The sequence below is a fragment of the Enterobacter sp. 03-F-07-AD-ECC genome (assembly GCF_047530935.1).
GTDB lineage: Bacteria > Pseudomonadota > Gammaproteobacteria > Enterobacterales > Enterobacteriaceae > Enterobacter > Enterobacter cloacae.
Genome location: NZ_JBLKBZ010000004.1, coordinates 254,444 through 276,017 on the forward strand (window position 1 = coordinate 254,444; position 21,574 = coordinate 276,017).

Sequence of the window (21,574 nt, forward strand, 5' to 3'; positions counted from 1 at the left end):
ATCTGGGTGTGCATGGTGCTCCGTCCGGTCGATGAAACGGCTCCATCGTAGGGGCGGCACAGCCAGCCTTCCCGCATCAATCCGACTTGGGCCAAACCCGCATTGGTTGTGGTTCGGCAGGCGTCGTTGCCCTATATCCAAAGGTTTCCGTAAAGGCCAAAGGGCTGGGGAAGGGGCAAGGGAATGGGGCCAAGGGGAAAGGCCCTACCCGAAAAGGCCAAAAGGCTCTCCCGACCGGCCCGCCGTCTGGGGTTCGCCATGCTCTCGCTGTTCCAACGCAAACGGGTGCCACCTGCCGCCAGTGCGCCACCGCCCAAACCTCCCGCCGAGCCCGGCAAAGGGCTGATGCGGCCGGAGCCGGCCGCATCGCTGCTGGCGACGCCGCGCCGGCAGAAGCTGCTGGAACACATCTGGCAGCGCACCTCGCTGTCGCGCCGGCAGTTCGCCACGCTGTACCTCGCCCCGCTGGAACGCTACGCCGAGCTGGTCCAGCAATTCCCCGCGTCGGAGGCCCATCACCACGCCTATCCGGGCGGCATGCTGGACCACGGCCTGGAGATCGTCGCCTACGCGCTCAAGCTGCGGCAGTCGCATCTGCTGCCCGCCGGCGCCACGCCGGAGGCGCAAGCCGCCCAGGCCGAGGCCTGGACCGCAGGCACCGCCTATGCTGCGCTGCTGCACGACATCGGCAAGATCGCGGTCGACCTGCACGTCGAGTACGCGGACGGCACGGTCTGGCATCCCTGGCACGGCCCGCTGCGGCGGCCGTACCGCTTCCGCTACCGCAGGGAGCGCGAATACCGGCTGCACAGCGCCGCCACCGGGCTGCTCTACGCCCGGCTGCTCGATCCGGGCATCTTCGACTGGCTCGCCGACTACCCCGACCTGTGGGCCGCGCTGCTGTACGTCCTGGCCGGCCAGTACGAGCACGCCGGCATGCTCGGCGAACTGGTCGTGCAGGCGGACCAGGCATCCGTCGCCCAGGAACTCGGCGGCGATCCGAGCAAGGCCCTGGCAGCGCCCCGGCACGCACTGCAGCGCAAGCTGCTCGATGGCCTGCGCTACCTCCTGAAGGAAGAATTCAAGCTGAACCAGCCCCAGGCCTCGGATGGCTGGCTGACCCAGGACGCGCTCTGGCTGGTGAGCAAGACCGTCTCGGACAAGCTGCGCGCGCATCTGCTGTCGCAGGGCATCGACGGCATCCCGGCCAGCAACACGGCGGTGTTCAACGTGCTGCAGGATCACGGCATCGCCTTGGCCACACCGGACGGCAAGGCGATCTGGAAGGCCACCGTCACCAGCGATGCCGGCTGGTCGCACAGCTTCACCTTCCTGAAACTGTCTCCGGCCATGGTCTGGGATGCGGCCGACCGGCCGGCGCCGTTCGCGGGTCGCGTGCAGGCCGACGAGGAACAAGGGGCGCCGACACCGCAGGCACCGGCATCCGAAGCGCCAGGCTTGGAAAGCGCCGATACGGCGCCACCAAGCATCGCGCCGACCGTCCCTATGCCCAGCGACAACGGCGTGGCTGCGCTGCTCGATCTGCTGAGTGACACGGCCCCACCCGTAGCGCCGGAGGCCCCGAGCGAACCCGAGCCTGCCTCGCCACCGGCGCCTACGGTGCTGCCGCAGATAAGCCTCGCGCCATTTCAGGATCGGCCGGAGCCATCCGGCGAGCATTTCATGGCCTGGCTGCGTCAGGGCATCCAGACGCACAAGCTCATCATCAACGACGCCAAAGCCTTGGTGCACAGCGTCGCCGGAACGGCCTACCTGGTGAGCCCCGGCGTCTTCCAGCGCTATGCGCAGGAACATCTGCAAATCGCCGCACTGGCGAAACCGGAGAACCTGGAGGGATGGCAGTGGGTGCAGAAGCGTTTCGAGAAGCTAGGCCTGCACCGCAAGCAAGCCAGCGGGCTGAATATCTGGACCTGCGAAGTCACGGGGCCGCGCAAATCCAGGCGACTGCACGGCTACCTGCTGAGCGCTCCCGAAGCGCTGTTCCAGGAAATGCCTCCGGACAATCCATACCTGCGCCTCCTCACCGAGGCCGTAAAGCGCGAAAATTCAGCCGCCGGTAATAAGAACGACAACGAACAGGGGTAGACAAGGAGCCACGGCGCGGGCCGGCTTCAGTCCGCTGATTTAGGCGGAGCCGTCTCTGCCAGCTTGGCTTCAGTCAGCGCCATCAAGTGGGCAGAACTGCATTTCAGCGCACGGGCGATTTTGAGAATGAGGGGGAGCGTGGGGACATGCTCGCCACGCTCGATCTTTCCCATGTGCGAACGCTCGATTCCTGACAGATGAGCCAGCGTTTCCTGGGCGATGCCTTGACTGGTTCTTTCTTCGCGCACGGAGGCCCCAAACGCGATGGCTGGTTCCGCTTCGTAGGTTGTTGTCCCGGTGGGCCGGCCTCTTTGAATCGAACGCTTTTGCATTGCCAAAAGCGTCGAGGATTGACACGATATAAACCACGTTAAACTTAACTCAATAGAAGCGACTTCATCGGTCGCCGCGAGTTCACTGCCTGGAGGAACTGGACGTGAAATCGAGCGATGCCTCCACTGAAATCCGGGTGGCTGTGCTCGGCGAGTGGGTGCCTTCACCGCTTGCCGACTTGCTGGCGTTGCAGCGCGCCGAAGAGCCAGAGACCGCCACCGCCTTGATCGGATGCAGTTCCACAGCGCAGGCGCAGGAACTGCCGCACGATAACTTTGACTTGGCCCTGTCCACAGCCGCCTGGGAGTGGCCAGGCTGGGTGTGCGAGCCGTTGTGGCATGACACGCTGGCAGTCGCCGTCGCCAAGCGCTCGCACCTGCTGTCCTACCGTGAAGTGCCTCGCCAAGAGCTGCTCAAGCAGCCGTTGATCTGCGCGCAGTCAACGGCCGACGAGCCGTGGCGCGCGGTGGCGCATGGCCTGGTCGAGGATGCACCGCAGGGCCATGAGCAGACCGTCAGCACCTTCGACATGGCGATGACGCTCGTCTCCGCGGGCTACGGCATTGCCGTCGCACCCGCCGCGAGACTGACCTGCTACCTGCGTCGCGGCATCGCCGCGCGGCCATTGGCTGGCGCACCCATCATCGTGATGGCCTACCTGCTTCGCCCGTCCTCGTCCTTGACCGAGCCCCAGGAAAGATTCGCCCGCCGCGCGCGCTCCGTGTCCTGAGACAGGGGCGCGCACTGCTGGGCGCTGGCGCGCTACGCAAACGCCACCTGCTGCGGGGACCACTCGCTTTCCTTCACCGTCGTGCTCACCGCCATGATGATCTTGTCGAGATTTGTGGCACTGACGCTTTCCAGAGCCGAGCCGCCGCGCAGCTTCGCGCGCGGCTGCAGGAGCGCGTTGTAGATCTGCCAAGGGTCGGCGCCCCTGGTCAGCTTGAGGACCGCCTGGATCAGCGCGTGCTTGACCGGATCGAGATGCCAATCCGGCACGCGCTGACCACGGTTGCCCAGGTTCAGCGCCAGCAGGTTGCCGGCCTTGATCTCGTAGCTGATCCACCGGCGGGACTTGCCCGCCATCTTCGCGTACTCGGCGACTGGCAGGTTGTGTGGTGCCTCGAAGACATCGACCAGTTCCATCCGCTGGCGCTGTATGTCGGACAGCGGTTCCTCCATGACGGAACGCGGCAACGGCACTGCGGGCAGCCGATGCGTCTCGGCTGACACCAGTGGCATCGCGTCTCCCGGCCTGGTCACGATCAGGAGCGGCGCCGACGCGGCCGCTGGTTTGGGTGGCGCACTCGCGGCTTCCTCATCCGAGAGGACGGGCACGCCCTCCAAATGAATGGTGAGCGGCATGCTCGCTGCCTCGACCATGTTCTGCTCGAAGAGATCGAGCCGGTCGGCCCAATCCTGCATCATCCGCCGCCGCTGCTCGACGTACTCGGCGTGGTTGTAGGTGGCACTGACCTTGTTGGGATCGACGTGCGAGAGTTGCGCGTCCACCCACACCTTCGGGTAGCCGATCTCGTTGAGCGCGGTGGACATCGTGCCCCGGATGCCGTGCCCGGTCAGCAGGTCGCGATAGCCCATGCGCTTGAGCGCGCCGTTGAGCGTGTTCTCGCTCATGCGCTTCTTCAACTCGCTGTCGTGGCGGAACAGATAGTGCTGGGCCGGTTTGAGCTGTTCGAGCAGGTGCCGGACGATCTCGATGGCCTGCACCGACAGCGGCACGATGTAGGGTGGAATGTCCTTGGGCAACTGGCGCTTCCTGCGCATGTCCACCTGGAGCTGCTTCACGACCTCGGGCGGGATGATCCAGAGGCCCCGATCGAGGTCGAACTGATCCGGCGTCGCCAGGCGCAGCTCGCCCGTGCGCACGCCGGTGAATAGCAGCAGCCGCAGACCGAGCTGGGTCTGCAGCCGGCCACGATACTTGCGCAGGCGCTGCAACAGCTTCGGCAACTCGGCCATGCGCAGGAACGGGTTGTGGTTCACCGGGGGCAGCGGCAGCGCCACCACGTCGAGGTCGGAAGCCGGGTTCTGCTCCAGGCCCGGCACGACCACCAGCGCGTAGCGGAACATCTGGTTGAACCACGTCCTGACTTTCTCGGCGACGGAGAGCGCCTTGCGCCGCTCGATCCTGGCGATCACTTCCAGCAGGTCAGGGCGTTTGATGTCGTAGATCGAGCGCTTGCCCAGCAAGGGCAGCACATCCTTGGCGAAGACGCGAGGGAGGATCGAGAGGGTGGTCTGCCGGCCCTTCTTGAGGCCGCGTTCGCGGTGGGCAAGCCACTTCTTGTAGATCGCCTCGAAGGTGTTTTCACCGGCGAGTTTGACCGCGGCGCGCTTTTGCTTGCGGTGAAGGCGCGGGTTGATGTCCTTGGCCACCAAGGCGCGCGCCTCGTCACGCAGGGCGCGTGCCTCACGAAGGGACACCTCGGGATAGGTGCCCAGCGACATGCGCTTGGGCTCCTTCATCCAGTAGTAACGGAAGTGCCAGCTCTTGCTGCCCGTGGCCGTCACGGCCAGGGAGAGACCATCGATGTCTGGAAGTGTGTAGGCCTTGCCGGTGGCTTTGGCTTGGCGGACCACCAAGTCTGAGAGTGCCATGCTCTAGCTCCTGAACATGAGTCAGGAACCAGATGCTTAACCCATCGACCTCAGCGCCCTAGCAACAATCCGGAAGCCGTCGTGCCCGCAAAAATGGACACAAAAATGGACATAAACGTCGTGGCTTCAGGTGGATTTCCGTGGAGCCCACTGGAACATCGAGGTGTCGAAAACTCAACCAGAATCAACGACTTACGATGCCTCTTGGACTTCCTCAGAATTCCCTGGAACGATGCAGTGGAGCGGGCGAAGGGAATCGAACCCTCGTATAGAGCTTGGGAAGCTCTCGTTCTACCATTGAACTACGCCCGCTTTGAGGTGCGTAAAGCATTATAGACCTTACGCCTCTTCATACAAGCCTCTTCGCAACTAAATGGCGATAAAATAATCACTTAGCACTTCGGCTTGCTGCCCTGTGCCGGAAGATAACGCTGCGGGTCGATGGCGGTGGCCTTATAACGGATCTGGAAGTGCAGCTTCACCGTATCCGTCCCCGTGCTGCCCATGGTGGCGATCTTCTGCCCCGCCTTCACGTTCTGACCGTTATTGACCAGCATTGTGTCGTTATGCGCATAAGCCGTGATGTAGTCTTCACCATGCTTAATCATGATCAAATTACCGTAACCGCGCAGCTGGTTGCCCACGTACACGACCTTCCCAGCCCCGGAGGCATAAACCGGCGTACCGCGCGCGGCGGCAATATCGATGCCCTTATTGCCGCCTTCAGACAAGGAGTACGGCAGCACAACTTTACCGCTGGCCGGCCAAATCCAGCAGCGCTGTCCGACAGGCGGCCAGGAGGATTGCGGCACCGCATAGGATGGCGTCACTTTGGCGGTTTTGCCTTTCGATGAAGATTTTTTGCCCGAGGATGAACCGCCATTAACCTTCAGCTTCTGCCCCACTTCGATGGTATATGGCGGAGAGATATTATTCAGACGCGCCAGCTCCTTCACGCTGGTCCCTGTCGCACGCGAAATCCGGTACAGCGTATCCCCGCGCTTCACGGTATAGACCGCGCCGGAATAGCTGCCCATATCCGAAGATTTACTCCCTGAACAGCCTGCCAGTAATAGCGTCAGCATCAGGCAGAACACGGCAGTGATGGGGTTTCTCGTCAGGCTTCCTGCAAACAAAACAGATCCTCGGTCAGCGTGAATGGCGCCCTATAATACCAGCCCAAACAGATATGGGTCAGCCCTTTTCCGCTCTGTGGAACAAACCGTTCGTACCGGAATGCAGTATAATGACATCGCTGGTGGTGCTGAACCATCCGCATGGTTAGCACTGGAGCATCAATGAGTATTCAAGAACACGTTATTTTGGTAAATGACCAGGGAATGGTGATTGGCACTCAGGAAAAATACGCTGCACATACCTCCCATACCCCACTCCATCTGGCGTTCTCTTCCTGGCTCTTTAATGCCAAAGGGGAGTGTCTTATCACCCGTCGCGCATTAAGCAAAAAAGCCTGGCCGGGCGTCTGGACGAACTCAGTCTGCGGCCATCCGCAATCTGGTGAAGCGATTGATCAGGCCATTGTGCGCCGCTGCCGCTATGAAGTGGGAGCCGAAATTACCGGGATCACCCCTGTCGCCGCTGAGTTTCGCTACTGTGAAACCGATCCTTCCGGGATCGTCGAAAATGAGATTTGCCCGGTCTTTGCCGCCAGGATCACGAATGCGCTGACGATCAACAGTGATGAAGTGATGGCATACGAATGGGTTGATCTGGACGCGTTGTTCCTGGCTCTGGATGCCACACCGTGGGCCTTTAGCCCCTGGATGGTGATGGAGGCGACGGCGGCACGCGAAAAACTGCGGGCCTTCGCCGCCAAATAAAAAAGCCCCGGCGACTATCGCACGGGGCTTTTTACGATCTGCAGACGTTATTTAACCGGACGCATCGCCGGGAACAGGATCACGTCGCGGATGGTGTGGCTGTTGGTGAACAGCATTACCATACGGTCGATACCAATACCCAGACCCGCCGTTGGTGGCAGGCCGTGCTCCAGCGCCGTCACGTAGTCTTCGTCGAAGAACATCGCTTCGTCGTCGCCTGCCGCTTTTGCGTCAACCTGATCCTGGAAGCGCTGCGCCTGATCTTCTGCATCGTTCAGCTCGCTAAAGCCGTTGCCGATTTCACGGCCACCGATGAAGAATTCAAAGCGGTCAGTGATCTCCGGGTTCTCGTCATTACGACGCGCCAGCGGGGACACTTCAGCCGGGTATTCAGTGATGAAGGTCGGCTGAATCAGGTGCGCTTCTGCCACTTCTTCAAAGATCTCGGTCACGATACGGCCCAGACCCCAGCTCTTCTCCACTTTAATACCGATGCTTTCAGCGATCGCTTTTGCAGAATCGAAGTTATCCAGATCCGCCATGTTGGTTTCCGGGCGGTATTTCTTGATGGCTTCGCGCATGGTCAGTTTTTCGAACGGCTTGCCGAAGTCGAACACTTCTTCACCGTAAGGTACCTGCGTTGTGCCCAGAATATCCTGCGCCAGGGTGCGGAACAGGGATTCGGTCAGCTCGATCAGATCTTTGTAATCTGCATACGCCATATAGAGTTCCATCATGGTGAACTCTGGGTTATGACGCACGGAGATGCCTTCGTTACGGAAGTTACGGTTGATTTCGAACACGCGATCGAACCCACCCACCACCAGACGCTTCAGGTACAGTTCCGGCGCGATACGCAGGTACATGTCCAGGTCCAGGGCATTGTGATGGGTGATGAACGGACGTGCGGAAGCACCGCCCGGGATCACCTGCATCATTGGGGTTTCCACTTCCATAAAGTCGCGGTTAACCATGAACTGGCGGATACCGGCCATGATCTGGGAGCGAATTTTGAAAGTCTTGCGGGACTCATCGTTAGAGATGAGGTCCAGATAACGCTGGCGGTAGCGCGCTTCCTGATCCTGCAGGCCGTGGAATTTGTCCGGCAGCGGGCGCAGGGCTTTGGTCAACAGACGCAGTTCGGTGCAGTGGATAGACAGTTCACCGGTCTTGGTTTTGAACAGTTTACCTTTCGCGCCCAGGATATCGCCCAGGTCCCACTTCTTGAACTGCTCGTTGTAGATGCCTTCTGGCAGATCGTCACGGGAAACGTACAGCTGAATGCGGCCGCCCACGTCCTGCAGGGTAACGAAAGAGGCTTTACCCATGATACGACGGGTCATCATACGGCCCGCAACGGCCACTTCGATGTTCAGCGCTTCCAGCTCTTCGTTTTCTTTAGCGTCGAAGTCAGCGTGCAGTTGGTCTGAGGTGTGGTCACGACGAAAATCGTTCGGGAACGGCACGCCCTGCTCGCGCAGCGCTGCCAGCTTCTCGCGGCGGGTTTTCAGTTCGTTGTTAAGATCGACTACCGCGTCAGCGCCCTGTGCTTGTTGTTCAGACATGTTGGTTCCTCATAACCCTGCTTTCAAACTTGCTTCGATAAATTGGTCCAGGCTGCCGTCCAGCACCGCCTGCGTGTTACGGGTTTCAACCCCGGTACGCAGGTCTTTGATGCGGGAGTCATCAAGGACGTAAGAACGGATCTGGCTGCCCCAGCCGATATCAGACTTGTTGTCTTCCATCGCCTGTTTCTCAGCATTTTTCTTCTGCATTTCCAGCTCATAAAGCTTCGCTTTCATCTGCTTCATGGCCTGGTCTTTGTTCTTATGCTGGGAACGGTCGTTCTGGCACTGTGTTACCAGCCCGGTTGGAATGTGGGTAATACGTACCGCCGATTCCGTACGGTTAACGTGCTGTCCGCCCGCGCCAGATGCGCGGTAAACGTCGATACGCAGATCTGCCGGGTTGATTTCGATATCGATATCTTCGTCAACTTCGGGGTAAACAAACGCGGAGCTGAAGGAGGTATGACGACGACCACCGGAGTCGAACGGGCTCTTACGTACCAGGCGGTGAACGCCGGTTTCGGTACGCAGCCAGCCGTAGGCGTAGTCACCAATGATCTTGATGGTGACGGACTTAATGCCAGCCACTTCGCCTTCAGACTCTTCGATAATCTCGGTTTTGAAGCCACGCGCTTCAGCCCAGCGCAGATACATGCGCATCAGCATGCTGGCCCAGTCCTGCGCTTCAGTACCGCCAGAACCTGCCTGGATATCGAGATAGCAGTCAGCACTATCGTATTCGCCGGAGAACATACGACGGAACTCAAGCTGCGCCAGCTTCTCTTCCAGCACGTCGAGCTCTGCCACGGCTTCGTTAAAGGTTTCTTCGTCGTCGGCTTCTACAGCCAGCTCCAGCAAACCGGAAACGTCTTCCAGCCCCTGAGCCATTTGATCCAGCGTATCTACGATAGCTTCGAGAGAGGAACGCTCTTTACCCAGCGCCTGCGCGCGTTCAGGCTCGTTCCAGACGTCCGGCTGTTCCAGCTCGGCGTTTACTTCTTCAAGACGCTCTTTCTTGGCATCGTAGTCAAAGATACCCCCTAAGAACGTCAGAGCGCTCCGTGAGGTCCTGAATACGGTTTTTTACCGGATTAATTTCAAACATGGTCTGTTTTCTTTTATGGACTTGTCAAAATGCGGTGATAAGAGCGGGATTGTACCGAATCCACGCCCTTTTTTATAGAGATTACTGCCGCTAAATTGGCCAGATATTGTCGATGATGATTTGAAGGGAGCGGTTACCGCGAAACTCGTTGATATCCAGTTTGTAGGCCAGTTCGACCTCGCGTACGCCATTGTCCGGCCAGACAGCGGTATCGACGTTAAAGGCAATACCATCCAACAGCGGGCCGCCGCCCACCGGTTCCACCATCACTTTCAAGTGACGTTCGCCCACGATGCGCTGTTGCAGCAGACGGAAGCGGCCATCGAACAGTGGCTCCGGGAACATCTGTCCCCACGGGCCTGCATCGCGTAGCATTTGCGCCACTTCCATGGTCATCTCCATCGGTGCGAGCTCACCGTCGGAAATCACTTCACCCTGCAGCAGAGCAGGGTCGATCCAGTCAGTCACCAGTTCGCCAAACAGACGCTGGAACTCGTCGAATTTCGCCTCTTCCAGCGACAAGCCTGCCGCCATCGCGTGACCACCGAATTTGAGCATCAGGCCCGGGTAGAGCGTATCCAGACGCTCCAGCGCATCGCGCATGTGCAGCCCCTGAATCGAACGACCGGAGCCCTTCAGCGTGCCATCGCCTGCGGGCGCAAATGCAATCACCGGACGGTGGAAACGCTCTTTAATACGCGACGCCAGAATGCCCACCACCCCCTGATGCCATTCAGGGTGGTACATCGCCAGCCCGCCCGGCAATGTTTCACCGCTGCGTTCAAGCTTTTCACACAGGGTTAGTGCTTCAGCCTGCATTCCCTGTTCGATCTCTTTGCGGGTCTGGTTCAGCGCATCCAGTTCATTCGCCAGCACGCGCGCTTCACCAATGTTATCGCACAGCAGCAGCGCGACGCCGACGGACATATCGTCCAGCCTGCCGGCCGCGTTCAGGCGCGGGCCGAGGGCAAAGCCCAAATCGCTGGCGGCGAGCTTGAGCGGATCGCGGTTCGCAATCTCCAGCAGCGCCTTAATACCCGGACGACACTTGCCCGCACGAATGCGGCTTAACCCTTGCCAGGTGAGGATACGGTTATTGGTATCGAGCGGTACCACGTCCGCCACGGTGCCGAGCGCAACAAGATCGAGATACTCGGCAAGATTGGGCACGGCGATCCCGCGGGACTCGAACCAGCCTTTATCCCGCAGCAGGGTGCGCAGCGCCAGCATCAGATAAAACGCCACGCCCACGCCCGCCAGTGATTTCGACGGGAAATCGCAGTCGCGCAGGTTCGGGTTAATAATGGCTTCAGCGGCCGGCAGCGTTTCCCCCGGCAGGTGGTGATCGGTAACCAGCACCGGGATCCCCAACTGATGCGCGTGATCGACACCCGCATGGGAGGAGATCCCGTTATCTACGGTCAGGATCATCTGCGCGCCGCGGGCATGTGCCTGATCGACCACTTCCGGGCTAAGGCCATAACCATCTTCAAAGCGGTTAGGCACCAGATAGGTAACGTTTTCGCAGCCCAGCGCGCGCAGGCTGAGCACGCTCAGCGCGGTGCTGGTGGCGCCGTCGGCATCGAAATCCCCCACCACCACAATGCGCGTGCCTTCACGAAGCGCGTTGTAGAGCATTTCAGTGGCTTTTTCGATGCCGTTCAGCTGCTGCCAGGGCAGCATCCCTTTGACGCTGCGCTCAAGATCGCCTGCACTCCGCACGCCGCGGCTGGCGTAGAGCCGCTTTAACAGCGGCGGAAGATCGGCTGGCAAATCAACCTGTGCAACCGCGTCGCGGCGGCGCAATTTTATTGGGGCTTTCACGCGGATTATTTACCACCAAACTGTTTCTGGTGCGCGTCGAGGAACTCTTTCATCTCTTTTGGCCCCTGATAGCCCGGGACAACGTAGCCGTTGCTTAAGACAATGGCTGGCGTACCGGTCACGCCAAACTGCACGCCCAGCGCGTAGTGGTTGGCAATATCAATATCACAGGAAGCCGGCTGCACACCCTTACCGTTCATCGCGTCATCAAACGCTTTGTTACGATCTTTTGCACACCATATGGCCTTCATGTCCTGCTCAGGCTGGCTCTGCACACCCGCGCGAGGGAAAGCCAGGTAACGCACGGTAATGCCCAGCGCGTTGTAATCTTTCATCTCTTCATGCAGCTTGTGGCAGTAGCCACAGGTGATGTCGGTAAAGACGGTTATAACGTGTTTTTCCTGCGCCGCCTTATAAACGATCATCTCTTTTTCGAGCGCATTCAGGTTTTTCATCAGCAGCTGGTTGGTCACGTTCACCGGCTGCGCGCCGCTTACGTCGTACATCGGCCCCTGAATAATGTGTTTGCCATCTTCGGTCACGTACAGCACGCCGCTGTTGGTTAAAACGGTTTTCATCCCCGCCACCGGCGCAGGCTGAATTTCGCTGCTGGTTACGCCGAGTTTCGTCAGCGACTGTTTGATAGCGGCGTCATCCGCATGGGCAAAACCGGTAAAAGAGGCTGCCAGCAGGGTGAACAGCGCAAAAGACTTTTTCATATAAGATCCTGTAACAATTCGTCGGCACTCACGCGCGAGGGTGGTGCTGTTGGTGTAGCTGCCGCAGGCGTTCCGTCGCGACATGGGTGTAAATTTGCGTCGTGGAAAGATCGCTGTGTCCCAGCAGCATCTGCACCACGCGCAGATCGGCGCCGTGGTTCAGCAGATGTGTCGCAAAGGCATGCCGCAACACGTGCGGCGACAGCTTTTCACTGTCAATGCCCGCCAGTGTGGCGTAATGCTTGATGCGATGCCAGAACGTTTGCCGCGTCATCTGCTGCGCACGCTGACTGGGGAACAAGACATCGATAGAAACGCCGTTCAGCAACCACGGACGACCGTGCTCCAGATACGTTTCCAGCCAGTACACCGCCTCTTCTCCCAGCGGGACCAGCCGTTCCTTGTTCCCTTTACCGATCACACGAACCACGCCCTGACGCAAGCTGATATCGCTCATCGTCAGGCCAACCAGTTCCGAAACGCGCAAGCCGGTAGCATACAATAGCTCAAGCATGGCTTTATCGCGTAACTCCAGCGGCAGGTCAACAGCCGGAGATTGTAATAATCTCTCAACTTGTGCTTCGCTGAGATCTTTCGGTAGCCGCTGCGGGAGTTTAGGCGATGCCAGGAGGGCGCTGGGATCGTCCGCGCGAATTTTCTCACGGTAGAGATGCTGGAACAGTCGACGCATTGCACTGAGCAGACGCGCAGAGCTGGTGGCTTTGTAGCCCCCTTCCATACGCTCGCCCAGCAGCGCCTGCAGGTCGTCGCTTTGTGCGCTCTCCAGCGACAGTCCCCGGTGTGCCAGCCACTCCACCAGCATGGTGAGGTCCCGCCGATAGGCGCTCAGCGTATTTTGGGCCAGGTTTTTCTCCAGCCACAGCGCGTCGAGAAACTGTTCGATGAGTGCGAGATCCTTTTCCACATCAGCCCCTTTGATTCTGCAATCCGGGCATTATGCCTGATTGCGAGCGGTTTCTGGTACACTACGCGCAAAGTCATAGCAAGAATTGAGATAGATACGCGATGAATATTGGTCTGTTTTATGGTTCCAGCACCTGCTACACCGAAATGGCGGCAGAGAAAATTCGCGACATCATTGGCCCGGAACTGGTGACGTTGCATAACCTGAAGGACGATGCGCTCACGCTGATGGAGCAGTACGACGTATTGATCCTCGGCATCCCGACCTGGGATTTCGGTGAGATACAGGAAGACTGGGAAGCCATCTGGGATCAGCTCGATACGCTCAACCTCGACGGCAAAATCATTGCCATGTACGGTATGGGCGACCAGTTCGGTTATGGGGAATGGTTCCTGGATGCTCTCGGCATGCTGCACGATAAGCTGGCACCGAAGGGCGTCACGTTTATCGGCTACTGGCCAACGGAAGGTTACGAATTCACCAGTAAAAAACCGATTATCGCAGACGGCCAACTGTTTGTCGGGCTCGCGCTGGATGAAACCAACCAGTACGATCTGAGCGACGAGCGTCTGCAAACCTGGTGCGAACAGATTCTGGGCGAAATGGCCGAGAAGTTCAGTTAACGCGTATTATTCCTGCGTCGGTTGCTGCTGCAGTAGCATCCGGCGCAGTTCCCGCCACTCCGCAATATCCATACTGTCGGCGGCCAGCCACAGATGCTGGCACTTACCGCCGCCCACCTGGCGTAACCGTAGCATCATGCCGGAACTGAGCATCCAGGGCATACCGAGGATATCCCACTCTTTACCCTGCCAGCGCAGGCGGGAGTCCATCAGTAATTTGATCTCACCCTGGCGGGCATTGATCCGGCGCTGGCTGCGAACGCTGTCAAAAACGACGAACGACAGCAACAACAGCCACAGCGGCGTATAGCTAAGCGGCCACGGCATCAGTAAAACAAATGCCGCGACCAGGCCGTGGAGCAATAACGACATCCACTGCGAGCGCCACGAGACGCGAAGATCAGATTGCCACAGGACCACGTTCCCGATTCCGTGTTTGAATTAATTGCACCATCCGTTGCAACTCGGTGTCGGCGGGCTTGCCGTGGTTCATCAGCCAGTTGAATAAATCGGGATCGTCAGACTCAAGCAGGCGAACAAACAGACGCTTATCCTCATCGCTTAAGCTGTCATACTCATATTCGAAGAAAGGCATGATGGAGATATCAAGTTCACGCATGCCGCGTCGGCATGCCCAGTGAATACGGGCCTTGTTGTTAATATCCATGTTCTGTTTCCTGCATTACGTTTGGCACAGTCGGTACCCCGTTCAGTCTTCTTTATTTCTCTGCGGGGACACTCGCTAGTGTAACGTGTTTTTGACCGTTTCTTTACTGGAATATTGCGAAGCTGAAGCGGGCTTCCAGAATAACCCCTATAAAGACAGCGGATTACACTATTTTGCGTGGCGCTACGCATTGCTGCGTTATGGCACGAATGGCCTGCTGAAAGCGCTTGCAATGGCTGTAGTCTCTTTTACCATTAGGCATTATCAAAGCGTTAAGCAATTCAGGATACCGTTATGGCATTTACACCATTTTCTCCTCGCCAGCCCGCCGCCTCTGCGCGTCTGCCGCTGACGCTTATTTCTCTTGATGACTGGGCACTGGCCACACTCGTTGGTGCCGACGCCGAAAAATACCTTCAGGGCCAGGTCACGGCAGACGTGAGCCAGATGACCGAACATCAGCACCTGCTGGCTGCGCATTGCGATCCAAAAGGCAAAATGTGGAGCAACCTGCGTCTGTTCCGCCGTCAGGATGGCTTTGCCTTTATTGAGCGCCGCAGCCTGCGTGATGACCAGCTTAAAGAGCTGAAGAAATACGCGGTCTTTTCCAAAGTCACGATTGCGCCAGATGACGAGCACGTGCTGCTGGGCGTGGCCGGTTTCCAGGCGCGTGCCGCGCTGAAAAACCTGTTCAACGAACTGCCGGATGCAGAAAAGCAGCTGGTTAGCGAAGGTGAGACCTCCATCCTGTGGTTTGAACACCCTGCAGAGCGTTTCCTGCTGGTGACCGACGCCGCGACCGCCGAGCGCGTAACTGAGGCCCTGCGCGGTGAAGCCCAGTTCAATAACAGCCAACAGTGGCTGGCACTGAACATTGAAGCGGGTCTGCCGGTGATTGACGCGGCCAACAGCGCGCAGTTTATTCCGCAGGCGACCAACCTGCAGGCGCTGGGCGGCATCAGCTTTAAAAAAGGCTGTTACACCGGCCAGGAGATGGTCGCGCGGGCAAAATTCCGCGGCGCGAATAAGCGCGCGCTGTGGACACTGGCGGGTCACGCCAGCCGTGTACCGGAAGCGGGTGAAGATTTAGAACTGAAGATGGGTGAAAACTGGCGCCGTACCGGCACCGTGTTAGCCGCTGTTCAGCTGGATGATGGCCGTCTGCTGGTGCAGGCGGTGATGAACAACGACATGGAAGCCGACAGCGTGTTCCGCGTGCGTGATGATGCCAATACCTTGAGTATTGAGCCGCTGCCGTATTCACTGGAAGAGTGATGCTGTATCGCCCGGTGGCGCTGCGCTTACCGGGCCTACGGTTTTGGTGTTCTCCCTCTCGCTGTGGGAGAGGGTTAGGGTGAGGGCAACAGGCCGCAAGATGTAAAAACTACACCTGCCCCACATACAAATAAATTGCCAGGAAGTGACACACGCTGCCCCCAAGTACAAAGCCGTGCCAGATCGCATGGTTATAAGGGATGCGCTTGCAGACATAGAAAATGACGCCCAACGAGTAGACCACGCCGCCTACGGCAAGCAGGGTCACGCCCCCTACCGCCAGCTTAATCGCCAGCTTAATCGCCAGCTGATAAACCACTATCAGCGACAGCCAGCCCATCGTCAGGTAGGTCATCAGCGACAGCACCTTAAACCGGTGCGCAATGGTCAGCTTAAAGAGGATCCCCAGCAGCGCCAGGCTCCAGATCACAATCATCAGGCCACGCGACAGCGGTGAGTTCAACCCCACCAGCAGGAATGGCGTGTAGGTGCCTGCAATAAGAAGATAGATAGCGCAGTGGTCAAATTTTTTGAGCCATATCTTTGCCCGCTGATGCGGAATGGCGTGATACAGCGTCGACGCCAGAAACAGCAGGATCATACTTCCGCCATACAGGCTGTAGCTGGTAATGGCCATGGCACTGGCGTTGGTGTCCACCGCCTGCACCAGTAATAACACTAAACCGACAATCCCAAACACCAGGCCAATGCCGTGGCTGATGCTGTTGGCTACTTCCTCAGCCAGTGAATATCCCTGTGCGATTAATGGTCTGCTCACCATACAAAACTCCGGGAAAACGAAAGATGATTATTCATCGCATGACTATGCTAACTGAGAATTATTCCAGTGAACACCTGTTAGCTAAAATAATTTCAATCCATAATTTATATATAAAAATCATAGATATAAAAAACATTTTCACCTTACATTTGTTCACATTAAAATTTAATCATTATGAATCAAAGGCATAAAAATGGATCCTGCCCTCTGGCTGCATGTTATGATGGGTCAATGAGGTCTGAATGAGAGTTATGCCACTGTGAGTATGTTCACCCACGCCACCATTGCCAGTCTCAATAATCTGGAGATGATGGTCTACAACTATGTCATCAAAAATCGTGACAAAGTGATGTACATGACTATCCGCGAACTGGCGGACGCGGCAGGTGTCTCCACCACCACTATCCTGCGCTTTTGCCGCAAACTCAACTGCGAAGGCTACTCTGAATTCCGCGTACGCTTTAAGCTCTACCTGGAGCAGAACGAACCTCAGCAGATAAATTTTGGTGCCAGTGAAATTATCAGCTTCTTTAAAAGCGTTAATAATGAAGAGTTCGATACATTATTAGATGAAGCGGTGGAGATAATATTATCGTCCGAGCGAATTATCTTTGTCGGCGCAGGGACCTCAGGCTCGCTGGCAAAATATGGTGCACGCTTCTTTTCTAATATCGGTAAATTCAGCAACCATATCGACGATCCTTATTTCCCGGTGACCAATGATATGGCCAAAAATGCGCTGGCGATTGTACTGTCGGTATCCGGTGAAACGGAAGAGATCCTGCGCTTCGCCAGCCAGTTCAGCCTGCATCACTGCAAGGTACTTTCCATTACCAGCCATGAACATTCGCGGCTGGCAAAACTGGCCGATTTTAATCTCTCCTGGCATGTTCCCCAGACGCGTATTGCAGGCGTGTATGATATCACCACCCAAATCCCCGTTATTTATATTCTGGAGTCGCTCGGGCGTAAACTGGCGAAGAAATTAACAGAATAAAACATCCTGTTTTTTGCATGTAACAAATTACAATTTAGGCAAATTGTTATATCGTGACATTTAATGTCGCTTTGCTAGACTCGATTCCAATAAGTCATGAATTGAGAATAGCAGCGATGAAAAAATTAACCTTACCAAAAGATTTTTTATGGGGCGGCGCGGTTGCTGCTCACCAGGTGGAAGGCGGCTGGAACAAAGGCGGCAAAGGGCCGAGCATCTGTGACGTGCTGACCGGTGGCGCGCATGGCGTTCCCCGTGAAATCACCCAGGAAGTGGTACCGGGTAAATACTACCCAAACCACGAGGCCATCGACTTCCACGGCCACTACAAAGAAGACATCAAGCTGTTTGCCGAGATGGGCTTCAAATGTTTCCGCACCTCTATCGCCTGGACGCGCATCTTCCCGAAAGGTGACGAAACGCAGCCCAATGAAGAAGGGCTGAAGTTTTACGACGATCTGTTCGATGAGTTGCTAAAGTACAACATCGAGCCGGTGATCACCCTCTCCCACTTCGAAATGCCGCTGCACCTGGTGCAGGAATATGGCGCCTGGACCAACCGTAAAGTGGTCGATTTTTTTGTCCGTTTCGCGGAAGTGGTCTTCGAGCGTTACAAAAACAAGGTCAAATACTGGATGACCTTCAACGAAATCAACAACCAGCGTAACTGGCGTGCCCCGCTGTTCGGTTACTGCTGCTCCGGTGTGGTCTATACCGAGCACGACAACCCGGAAGAGACCATGTACCAGGTGCTGCATCATCAGTTTGTGGCAAGCGCCCTGGCAGTGAAAGCTGCGCGTCGTATTAACCCGGAAATGAAGGTCGGCTGTATGCTGGCGATGGTGGCGCTCTATCCGTTCTCCTGTAAACCGGAGGACGTGATGTTTGCCCAGGAATCCATGCGTGAACGCTATGTCTTTACCGACGTTCAGCTGCGCGGTTATTACCCGTCTTATGTACTGAATGAGTGGGAGCGCCGTGGTTTCACCATTAACATGGAGCCGGGTGATGAGCAGATCCTGCGTGAAGGTACCTGCGACTACTTAGGTTTCAGCTATTACATGACTAACTCCGTCAAAGCAGAAGGCGGTACCGGCGATGCAATCTCAGGCTTTGAAGGCAGCGTGCCCAACCCGCATGTGAAAGCCTCTGACTGGGGCTGGCAGATTGACCCTGTGGGTCTGCGCTACTCTTTGTGTGAGCTATACGAGCGTTATCAGAAACCGCTGTTTATCGTCGAGAACGGTTTTGGCGCCTACGATAAAGTGGAAGAAGATGGCAGCATTAACGACGACTACCGCATCGACTATCTGCGCGCTCACGTGGAAGAGATGATCAAAGCCGTGACGCACGATGGCGTGGACCTGATGGGTTATACGCCGTGGGGCTGTATCGACTGCGTGTCGTTCACCACCGGCCAGTACAGCAAGCGCTATGGTTTTATCTACGTGAACAAGCACGACGACGGCACGGGCGACATGTCGCGCTCCCGTAAGAAAAGCTTCGAGTGGTATAAAGGTGTGATTGCCAGTAACGGTGAGACGCTTTAACTCTGTAACGCCGGGCGGCGCTACGATTGATCCCCTCTCCCTTTTGGGGAGAGGGTTAGGGTAAGGGGTTTACTTCCCGCCCGCTAACTCAATAAAACTGCCCGTCACGTACGACGCTTTCTCGCTCAGCAGCCAGACAATCGCCTGGGCTACCTCTTCAGGCTGGCCGCCGCGCTGCATCGGCAGCAACGACTTAACGCGATCCACACGTCCCGGCTCTCCACCGTCGGCATGGATGTCGGTATAGATAAGCCCAGGGCGCACGCAGTTAACGCGGATACCTTGCGCCGCCACTTCCAGCGCTAACCCGGTTGTCAGTGAATCCACCGCCCCTTTGGACGCCGCGTAATCCACATACTCACCCGGTGCGCCCAGTCGTGACGCCGCGGAGGAGACATTCACAATCGCCCCACCCTTGCCGCCATGTTTGTGCGACATACGCTTTACCGCTTCACGGCAGCAAAGGAAATACCCCGTGACGTTGGTTGCCAGCACGCGATTAATGCGTTCAGCCGAAAGATTTTCGATAGTGGATTGCTCAAACAGGATCCCGGCGTTATTCACCAGCGCGGTCAGCGGCTCAGCTTCTCGGTCAAGACTGTCGAACATCGCCAGTACCTGCGCTTCATCGCTAATATCTGCGCGCAGGGCAAAGGCTTTACCGCCCGCCCCGACGATCTGGTTGATAACGTCCGTCGCAGCCTTGATATTGTGGTGATAATTCACCGCCACGGTGTAGCCTTCGTTTGCCAGCTGCAGCGCGGTGGCTTTACCGATACCGCGGCTGGCGCCTGTTACAAGTGCAATACCCATTCTTTTCTCCCAATAAAAAATGTCCGCAGTCAAGCGATTGTTGAAATCAGCCTGATGGCCGGAAGTCTATATGGGGTGCGGGTTTGGCTCTACTTCGGGCCGCCTTGCGGGGCTGTGGCGTTGTGGGCTGGGAGCCACATAGGAGCTTCGCGGTAGAAAGCCCGAGCGTGCTGCATCGGGGGCGGTTGCCTGCAGGCGGTAGCCGCGTTTGGTCTTCATAGCCCAATCGGTCGCCGTCCTCCAGAATGAAGAACGCGCAGCCTTGGGCTGCGCGTTTGAGGGATGGCCGCCAGCGGAAACCGGCATCATCAGCTTGGCTTCGGCGGCGCGGCCTTGCCCGCGCCTCCCTTCCTGAATCCCCGATCTCCGACCATGAAGGCTTCTAGCATGTGCGGAATTAGCACCGTGGCATCGACCGCCTCGCCGTAGGTCTGCGCGTGCAGCGTAGCGTAGCGGTCGAGGTCGGCTTTCAGGCTGGCCGGGCAAGCAAAAGTCAGCTTCGTGGATTCCGTTTTCGGCAGCGGCCCGAGCCGTAGCTTGCGCGTCGTCATCGCGAAGTCCCCCTGTTGAAGAAAAGTGGCTGGTACGGCCGCAGCACCAGATCGCGGTTGACGATGATGCGAACCGGCAAGCCGGGGCGCTCCGTCAAGGTGGGCTGGATGTTGAGGTTGCGCCGGGTCATCTCCTGACCGACCTGATTGATGCTGTCCTGGGCGCTATCGCGGCCGGCGATGATGACGCGATCACCGTCCTGCCGGTTCTCCGGCGCAGCCAGTTCGGCACCGATGCCCAGTAGCGTCGTCAGTGCCGCACCGGCAAAGACGCGATCCCAATGCCAATCCACATCATCTTCCAAGCCGGCGTAGCCGGCCGGATCGGTGCCGGCCAAGTTGTCGAGCTTGAGCGAAGACGTGTCGGGCAGGATGATCCGGTTCCACACCACTTGCACGCGGCTCTGCCCGTAGCTGACCTGGCTGTTGTATTTGCCCAGGATGCGTGACCCCTGCGGGATCAGCAGGAACTTGCCGGTAGCCGTGTCATAGACCGGCTCCGTCACTGTGGCGATCACATCGCCCGGCAAGTCCGACTTGATGCCCGTCACCAGCGCCCCGGCGACCACCGTTCCGGCCATGACCTGATACGGCGACGCCGGCAGCGTCAGGTTGCCGGAATCACGGGCTTCCGTGGTTCCGGCTTTCTGGAATGCCTCTTTCTGGTCTTGCCGGTTCTGCACGGCGGTCGGGTCGGCGGGCTGGGCCGCCGTCGACGCAGGCCCGGCCGCCAGCGGGTCGAAGGCCGCATTGGCGGTGAAGCCCGGCGCAGCGGCTACCTGTGTCTGCGCCACCGGCGCGGCCTTCTGCGAACCAGAGCGGAAGAACACCGCCGATGCCGCTGCTGCTTCGGCTTCCTTGCGCAACGCGTCGTTGGGGTCGTTGCCGGGGGCCGCGTAGGCGGCCGTCACCGGCTGCTGCGACTTCACAATGGCCGGGCCAAGATCGCCTGGCAGCGGCGGCCCCAACTCCGGCACGGATGCCGCCAAGGGGGGCGGCAGCTTCGAGTAGTCCGCCGGCAGCGCGTCCAACCCTTCGGACTTCGAGACGCGATCGACGTTGTAAAGCTCGGTCTGCTCGCCTGCACCGCGCCGCTGCGGTTGCAGCGACCACATCAGCGCGCCGAGCACAGCGACCGAGAGACCGCCGACGAGGATGGCCAGCGTGCGCCGGTTCAGGCGCGTGACCGGGCGCGGTTGGGCGCGCAGCGCAACTGCCTCGGGTGCCACCTTGCCCGCATGCGGCGTGGCGAGGTCGGGAGTGTCGTCCTGGCTCAT

At 58.1% G+C, this 21,574-nt stretch carries 21 protein-coding genes and 1 tRNA gene; 7 read left to right on the forward strand and 15 right to left on the reverse strand.

Features of this window, described 5'->3' with window-relative positions:
• Positions 1 to 258: 258 nt before the first annotated feature.
• On the forward strand, positions 259 to 2,106 hold the full coding sequence (gene mobH, locus ACMWKA_RS08540) for a MobH family relaxase (RefSeq protein ID WP_016451652.1): 1,848 nt from the start codon (positions 259 to 261) through the stop codon (positions 2,104 to 2,106).
• A 26-nt stretch (positions 2,107 to 2,132) separates the two neighbouring features.
• Here the strand turns inward: mobH and ACMWKA_RS08545 are convergent, their stop codons facing one another.
• Complete coding sequence (locus tag ACMWKA_RS08545) at positions 2,133 to 2,438, reverse strand: helix-turn-helix domain-containing protein (protein ID WP_003454714.1); 306 nt, start codon at positions 2,436 to 2,438, stop codon at positions 2,133 to 2,135.
• Positions 2,439 to 2,542: 104 nt separating this feature from the next.
• Here ACMWKA_RS08545 and ACMWKA_RS08550 point away from each other — a divergent pair, with 104 nt between their 5' ends.
• On the forward strand, positions 2,543 to 3,169 hold the full coding sequence (locus tag ACMWKA_RS08550; RefSeq protein WP_003454711.1) for a LysR substrate-binding domain-containing protein: 627 nt from the start codon (positions 2,543 to 2,545) through the stop codon (positions 3,167 to 3,169).
• Between the two features lie 32 nt (positions 3,170 to 3,201).
• On the opposite strand, the gene ACMWKA_RS08555 is transcribed toward ACMWKA_RS08550, so the two are convergent.
• The 3 genes from ACMWKA_RS08555 to actS all read right to left on the reverse strand — a co-directional run bounded on the left by ACMWKA_RS08555 (position 3,202) and on the right by actS (position 6,194).
• Positions 3,202 to 5,058, reverse strand: a complete 1,857-nt coding sequence (locus tag ACMWKA_RS08555; RefSeq protein WP_004265627.1) for a tyrosine-type recombinase/integrase — start codon at positions 5,056 to 5,058, stop codon at positions 3,202 to 3,204.
• A 238-nt stretch (positions 5,059 to 5,296) separates the two neighbouring features.
• A tRNA-Gly gene (locus ACMWKA_RS08560) sits at positions 5,297 to 5,370 on the reverse strand.
• A gap of 80 nt (positions 5,371 to 5,450) precedes the next feature.
• On the reverse strand, positions 5,451 to 6,194 hold the full coding sequence (actS, locus tag ACMWKA_RS08565) for an amidase activator ActS (RefSeq protein ID WP_013098606.1): 744 nt from the start codon (positions 6,192 to 6,194) through the stop codon (positions 5,451 to 5,453).
• 162 nt (positions 6,195 to 6,356) lie between these two features.
• Here actS and idi point away from each other — a divergent pair, with 162 nt between their 5' ends.
• Positions 6,357 to 6,899, forward strand: a complete 543-nt coding sequence (idi, locus tag ACMWKA_RS08570) for an isopentenyl-diphosphate Delta-isomerase (protein ID WP_414760124.1) — start codon at positions 6,357 to 6,359, stop codon at positions 6,897 to 6,899.
• Between the two features lie 47 nt (positions 6,900 to 6,946).
• Here the strand turns inward: idi and lysS are convergent, their stop codons facing one another.
• From lysS to xerD, 5 genes are all read right to left on the reverse strand, one after another.
• Positions 6,947 to 8,464, reverse strand: a complete 1,518-nt coding sequence (gene lysS, locus ACMWKA_RS08575) for a lysine--tRNA ligase (RefSeq protein ID WP_013098608.1) — start codon at positions 8,462 to 8,464, stop codon at positions 6,947 to 6,949.
• A gap of 9 nt (positions 8,465 to 8,473) precedes the next feature.
• Positions 8,474 to 9,572, reverse strand: a protein-coding gene (gene prfB, locus ACMWKA_RS08580) for a peptide chain release factor 2 (protein ID WP_095908218.1) whose coding sequence is annotated in 2 segments (ribosomal slippage) — positions 8,474 to 9,496 and positions 9,498 to 9,572 — 1,098 coding nt in all. Because the reading frame shifts where the segments join, the coding sequence is not laid out codon by codon here.
• A gap of 90 nt (positions 9,573 to 9,662) precedes the next feature.
• On the reverse strand, positions 9,663 to 11,396 hold the full coding sequence (recJ, locus tag ACMWKA_RS08585) for a single-stranded-DNA-specific exonuclease RecJ (RefSeq protein ID WP_057071755.1): 1,734 nt from the start codon (positions 11,394 to 11,396) through the stop codon (positions 9,663 to 9,665).
• A gap of 5 nt (positions 11,397 to 11,401) precedes the next feature.
• Complete coding sequence (dsbC, locus tag ACMWKA_RS08590) at positions 11,402 to 12,115, reverse strand: bifunctional protein-disulfide isomerase/oxidoreductase DsbC (protein WP_129327561.1); 714 nt, start codon at positions 12,113 to 12,115, stop codon at positions 11,402 to 11,404.
• A 28-nt stretch (positions 12,116 to 12,143) separates the two neighbouring features.
• On the reverse strand, positions 12,144 to 13,040 hold the full coding sequence (gene xerD / locus ACMWKA_RS08595) for a site-specific tyrosine recombinase XerD (protein ID WP_013098612.1): 897 nt from the start codon (positions 13,038 to 13,040) through the stop codon (positions 12,144 to 12,146).
• Between the two features lie 101 nt (positions 13,041 to 13,141).
• Here xerD and fldB point away from each other — a divergent pair, with 101 nt between their 5' ends.
• Positions 13,142 to 13,663, forward strand: a complete 522-nt coding sequence (gene fldB, locus ACMWKA_RS08600; protein WP_013098613.1) for a flavodoxin FldB — start codon at positions 13,142 to 13,144, stop codon at positions 13,661 to 13,663.
• A gap of 6 nt (positions 13,664 to 13,669) precedes the next feature.
• Here fldB and ACMWKA_RS08605 read toward each other — a convergent pair whose 3' ends face one another.
• Positions 13,670 to 14,083, reverse strand: a complete 414-nt coding sequence (locus tag ACMWKA_RS08605; protein WP_023620447.1) for a protein YgfX — start codon at positions 14,081 to 14,083, stop codon at positions 13,670 to 13,672.
• Positions 14,064 to 14,330 carry an FAD assembly factor SdhE gene (gene sdhE, locus ACMWKA_RS08610; protein ID WP_013098615.1) on the reverse strand — a complete coding sequence of 89 codons (267 nt, stop codon included), beginning with the start codon at positions 14,328 to 14,330 and terminating at the stop codon, positions 14,064 to 14,066. The genes ACMWKA_RS08605 and sdhE overlap by 20 nt, the downstream gene beginning before the upstream one ends.
• 294 nt (positions 14,331 to 14,624) lie before the next feature.
• Between sdhE and ygfZ the strand changes: the two genes are divergently transcribed.
• A complete protein-coding gene (ygfZ, locus tag ACMWKA_RS08615) occupies positions 14,625 to 15,605 on the forward strand; it encodes a tRNA-modifying protein YgfZ (protein WP_023620448.1) in 981 nt (326 codons plus the stop codon).
• Between the two features lie 109 nt (positions 15,606 to 15,714).
• Here the strand turns inward: ygfZ and trhA are convergent, their stop codons facing one another.
• Entirely contained in the window at positions 15,715 to 16,386 is a 672-nt protein-coding gene (gene trhA / locus ACMWKA_RS08620) for a PAQR family membrane homeostasis protein TrhA (RefSeq protein WP_414760125.1), read from the reverse strand.
• A 265-nt stretch (positions 16,387 to 16,651) separates the two neighbouring features.
• Between trhA and ACMWKA_RS08625 the strand changes: the two genes are divergently transcribed.
• On the forward strand, positions 16,652 to 17,383 hold the full coding sequence (locus ACMWKA_RS08625; RefSeq protein WP_248032307.1) for a MurR/RpiR family transcriptional regulator: 732 nt from the start codon (positions 16,652 to 16,654) through the stop codon (positions 17,381 to 17,383).
• A 116-nt stretch (positions 17,384 to 17,499) separates the two neighbouring features.
• A complete protein-coding gene (locus tag ACMWKA_RS08630; protein WP_414760126.1) occupies positions 17,500 to 18,933 on the forward strand; it encodes a 6-phospho-beta-glucosidase in 1,434 nt (477 codons plus the stop codon).
• 69 nt (positions 18,934 to 19,002) lie between these two features.
• On the opposite strand, the gene ACMWKA_RS08635 is transcribed toward ACMWKA_RS08630, so the two are convergent.
• The 3 genes from ACMWKA_RS08635 to ACMWKA_RS08645 form a co-directional block, all read right to left on the reverse strand.
• Positions 19,003 to 19,746, reverse strand: coding sequence for an SDR family oxidoreductase (locus tag ACMWKA_RS08635; protein ID WP_013098620.1), 744 nt, complete (start codon positions 19,744 to 19,746; stop codon positions 19,003 to 19,005).
• A gap of 308 nt (positions 19,747 to 20,054) precedes the next feature.
• Entirely contained in the window at positions 20,055 to 20,297 is a 243-nt protein-coding gene (locus tag ACMWKA_RS08640; RefSeq protein WP_004883121.1) for a DUF2274 domain-containing protein, read from the reverse strand.
• Entirely contained in the window at positions 20,294 to 21,574 is a 1,281-nt protein-coding gene (locus tag ACMWKA_RS08645; RefSeq protein WP_004883119.1) for a TrbI/VirB10 family protein, read from the reverse strand. Before ACMWKA_RS08645 ends, ACMWKA_RS08640 begins: the two co-directional genes overlap by 4 nt.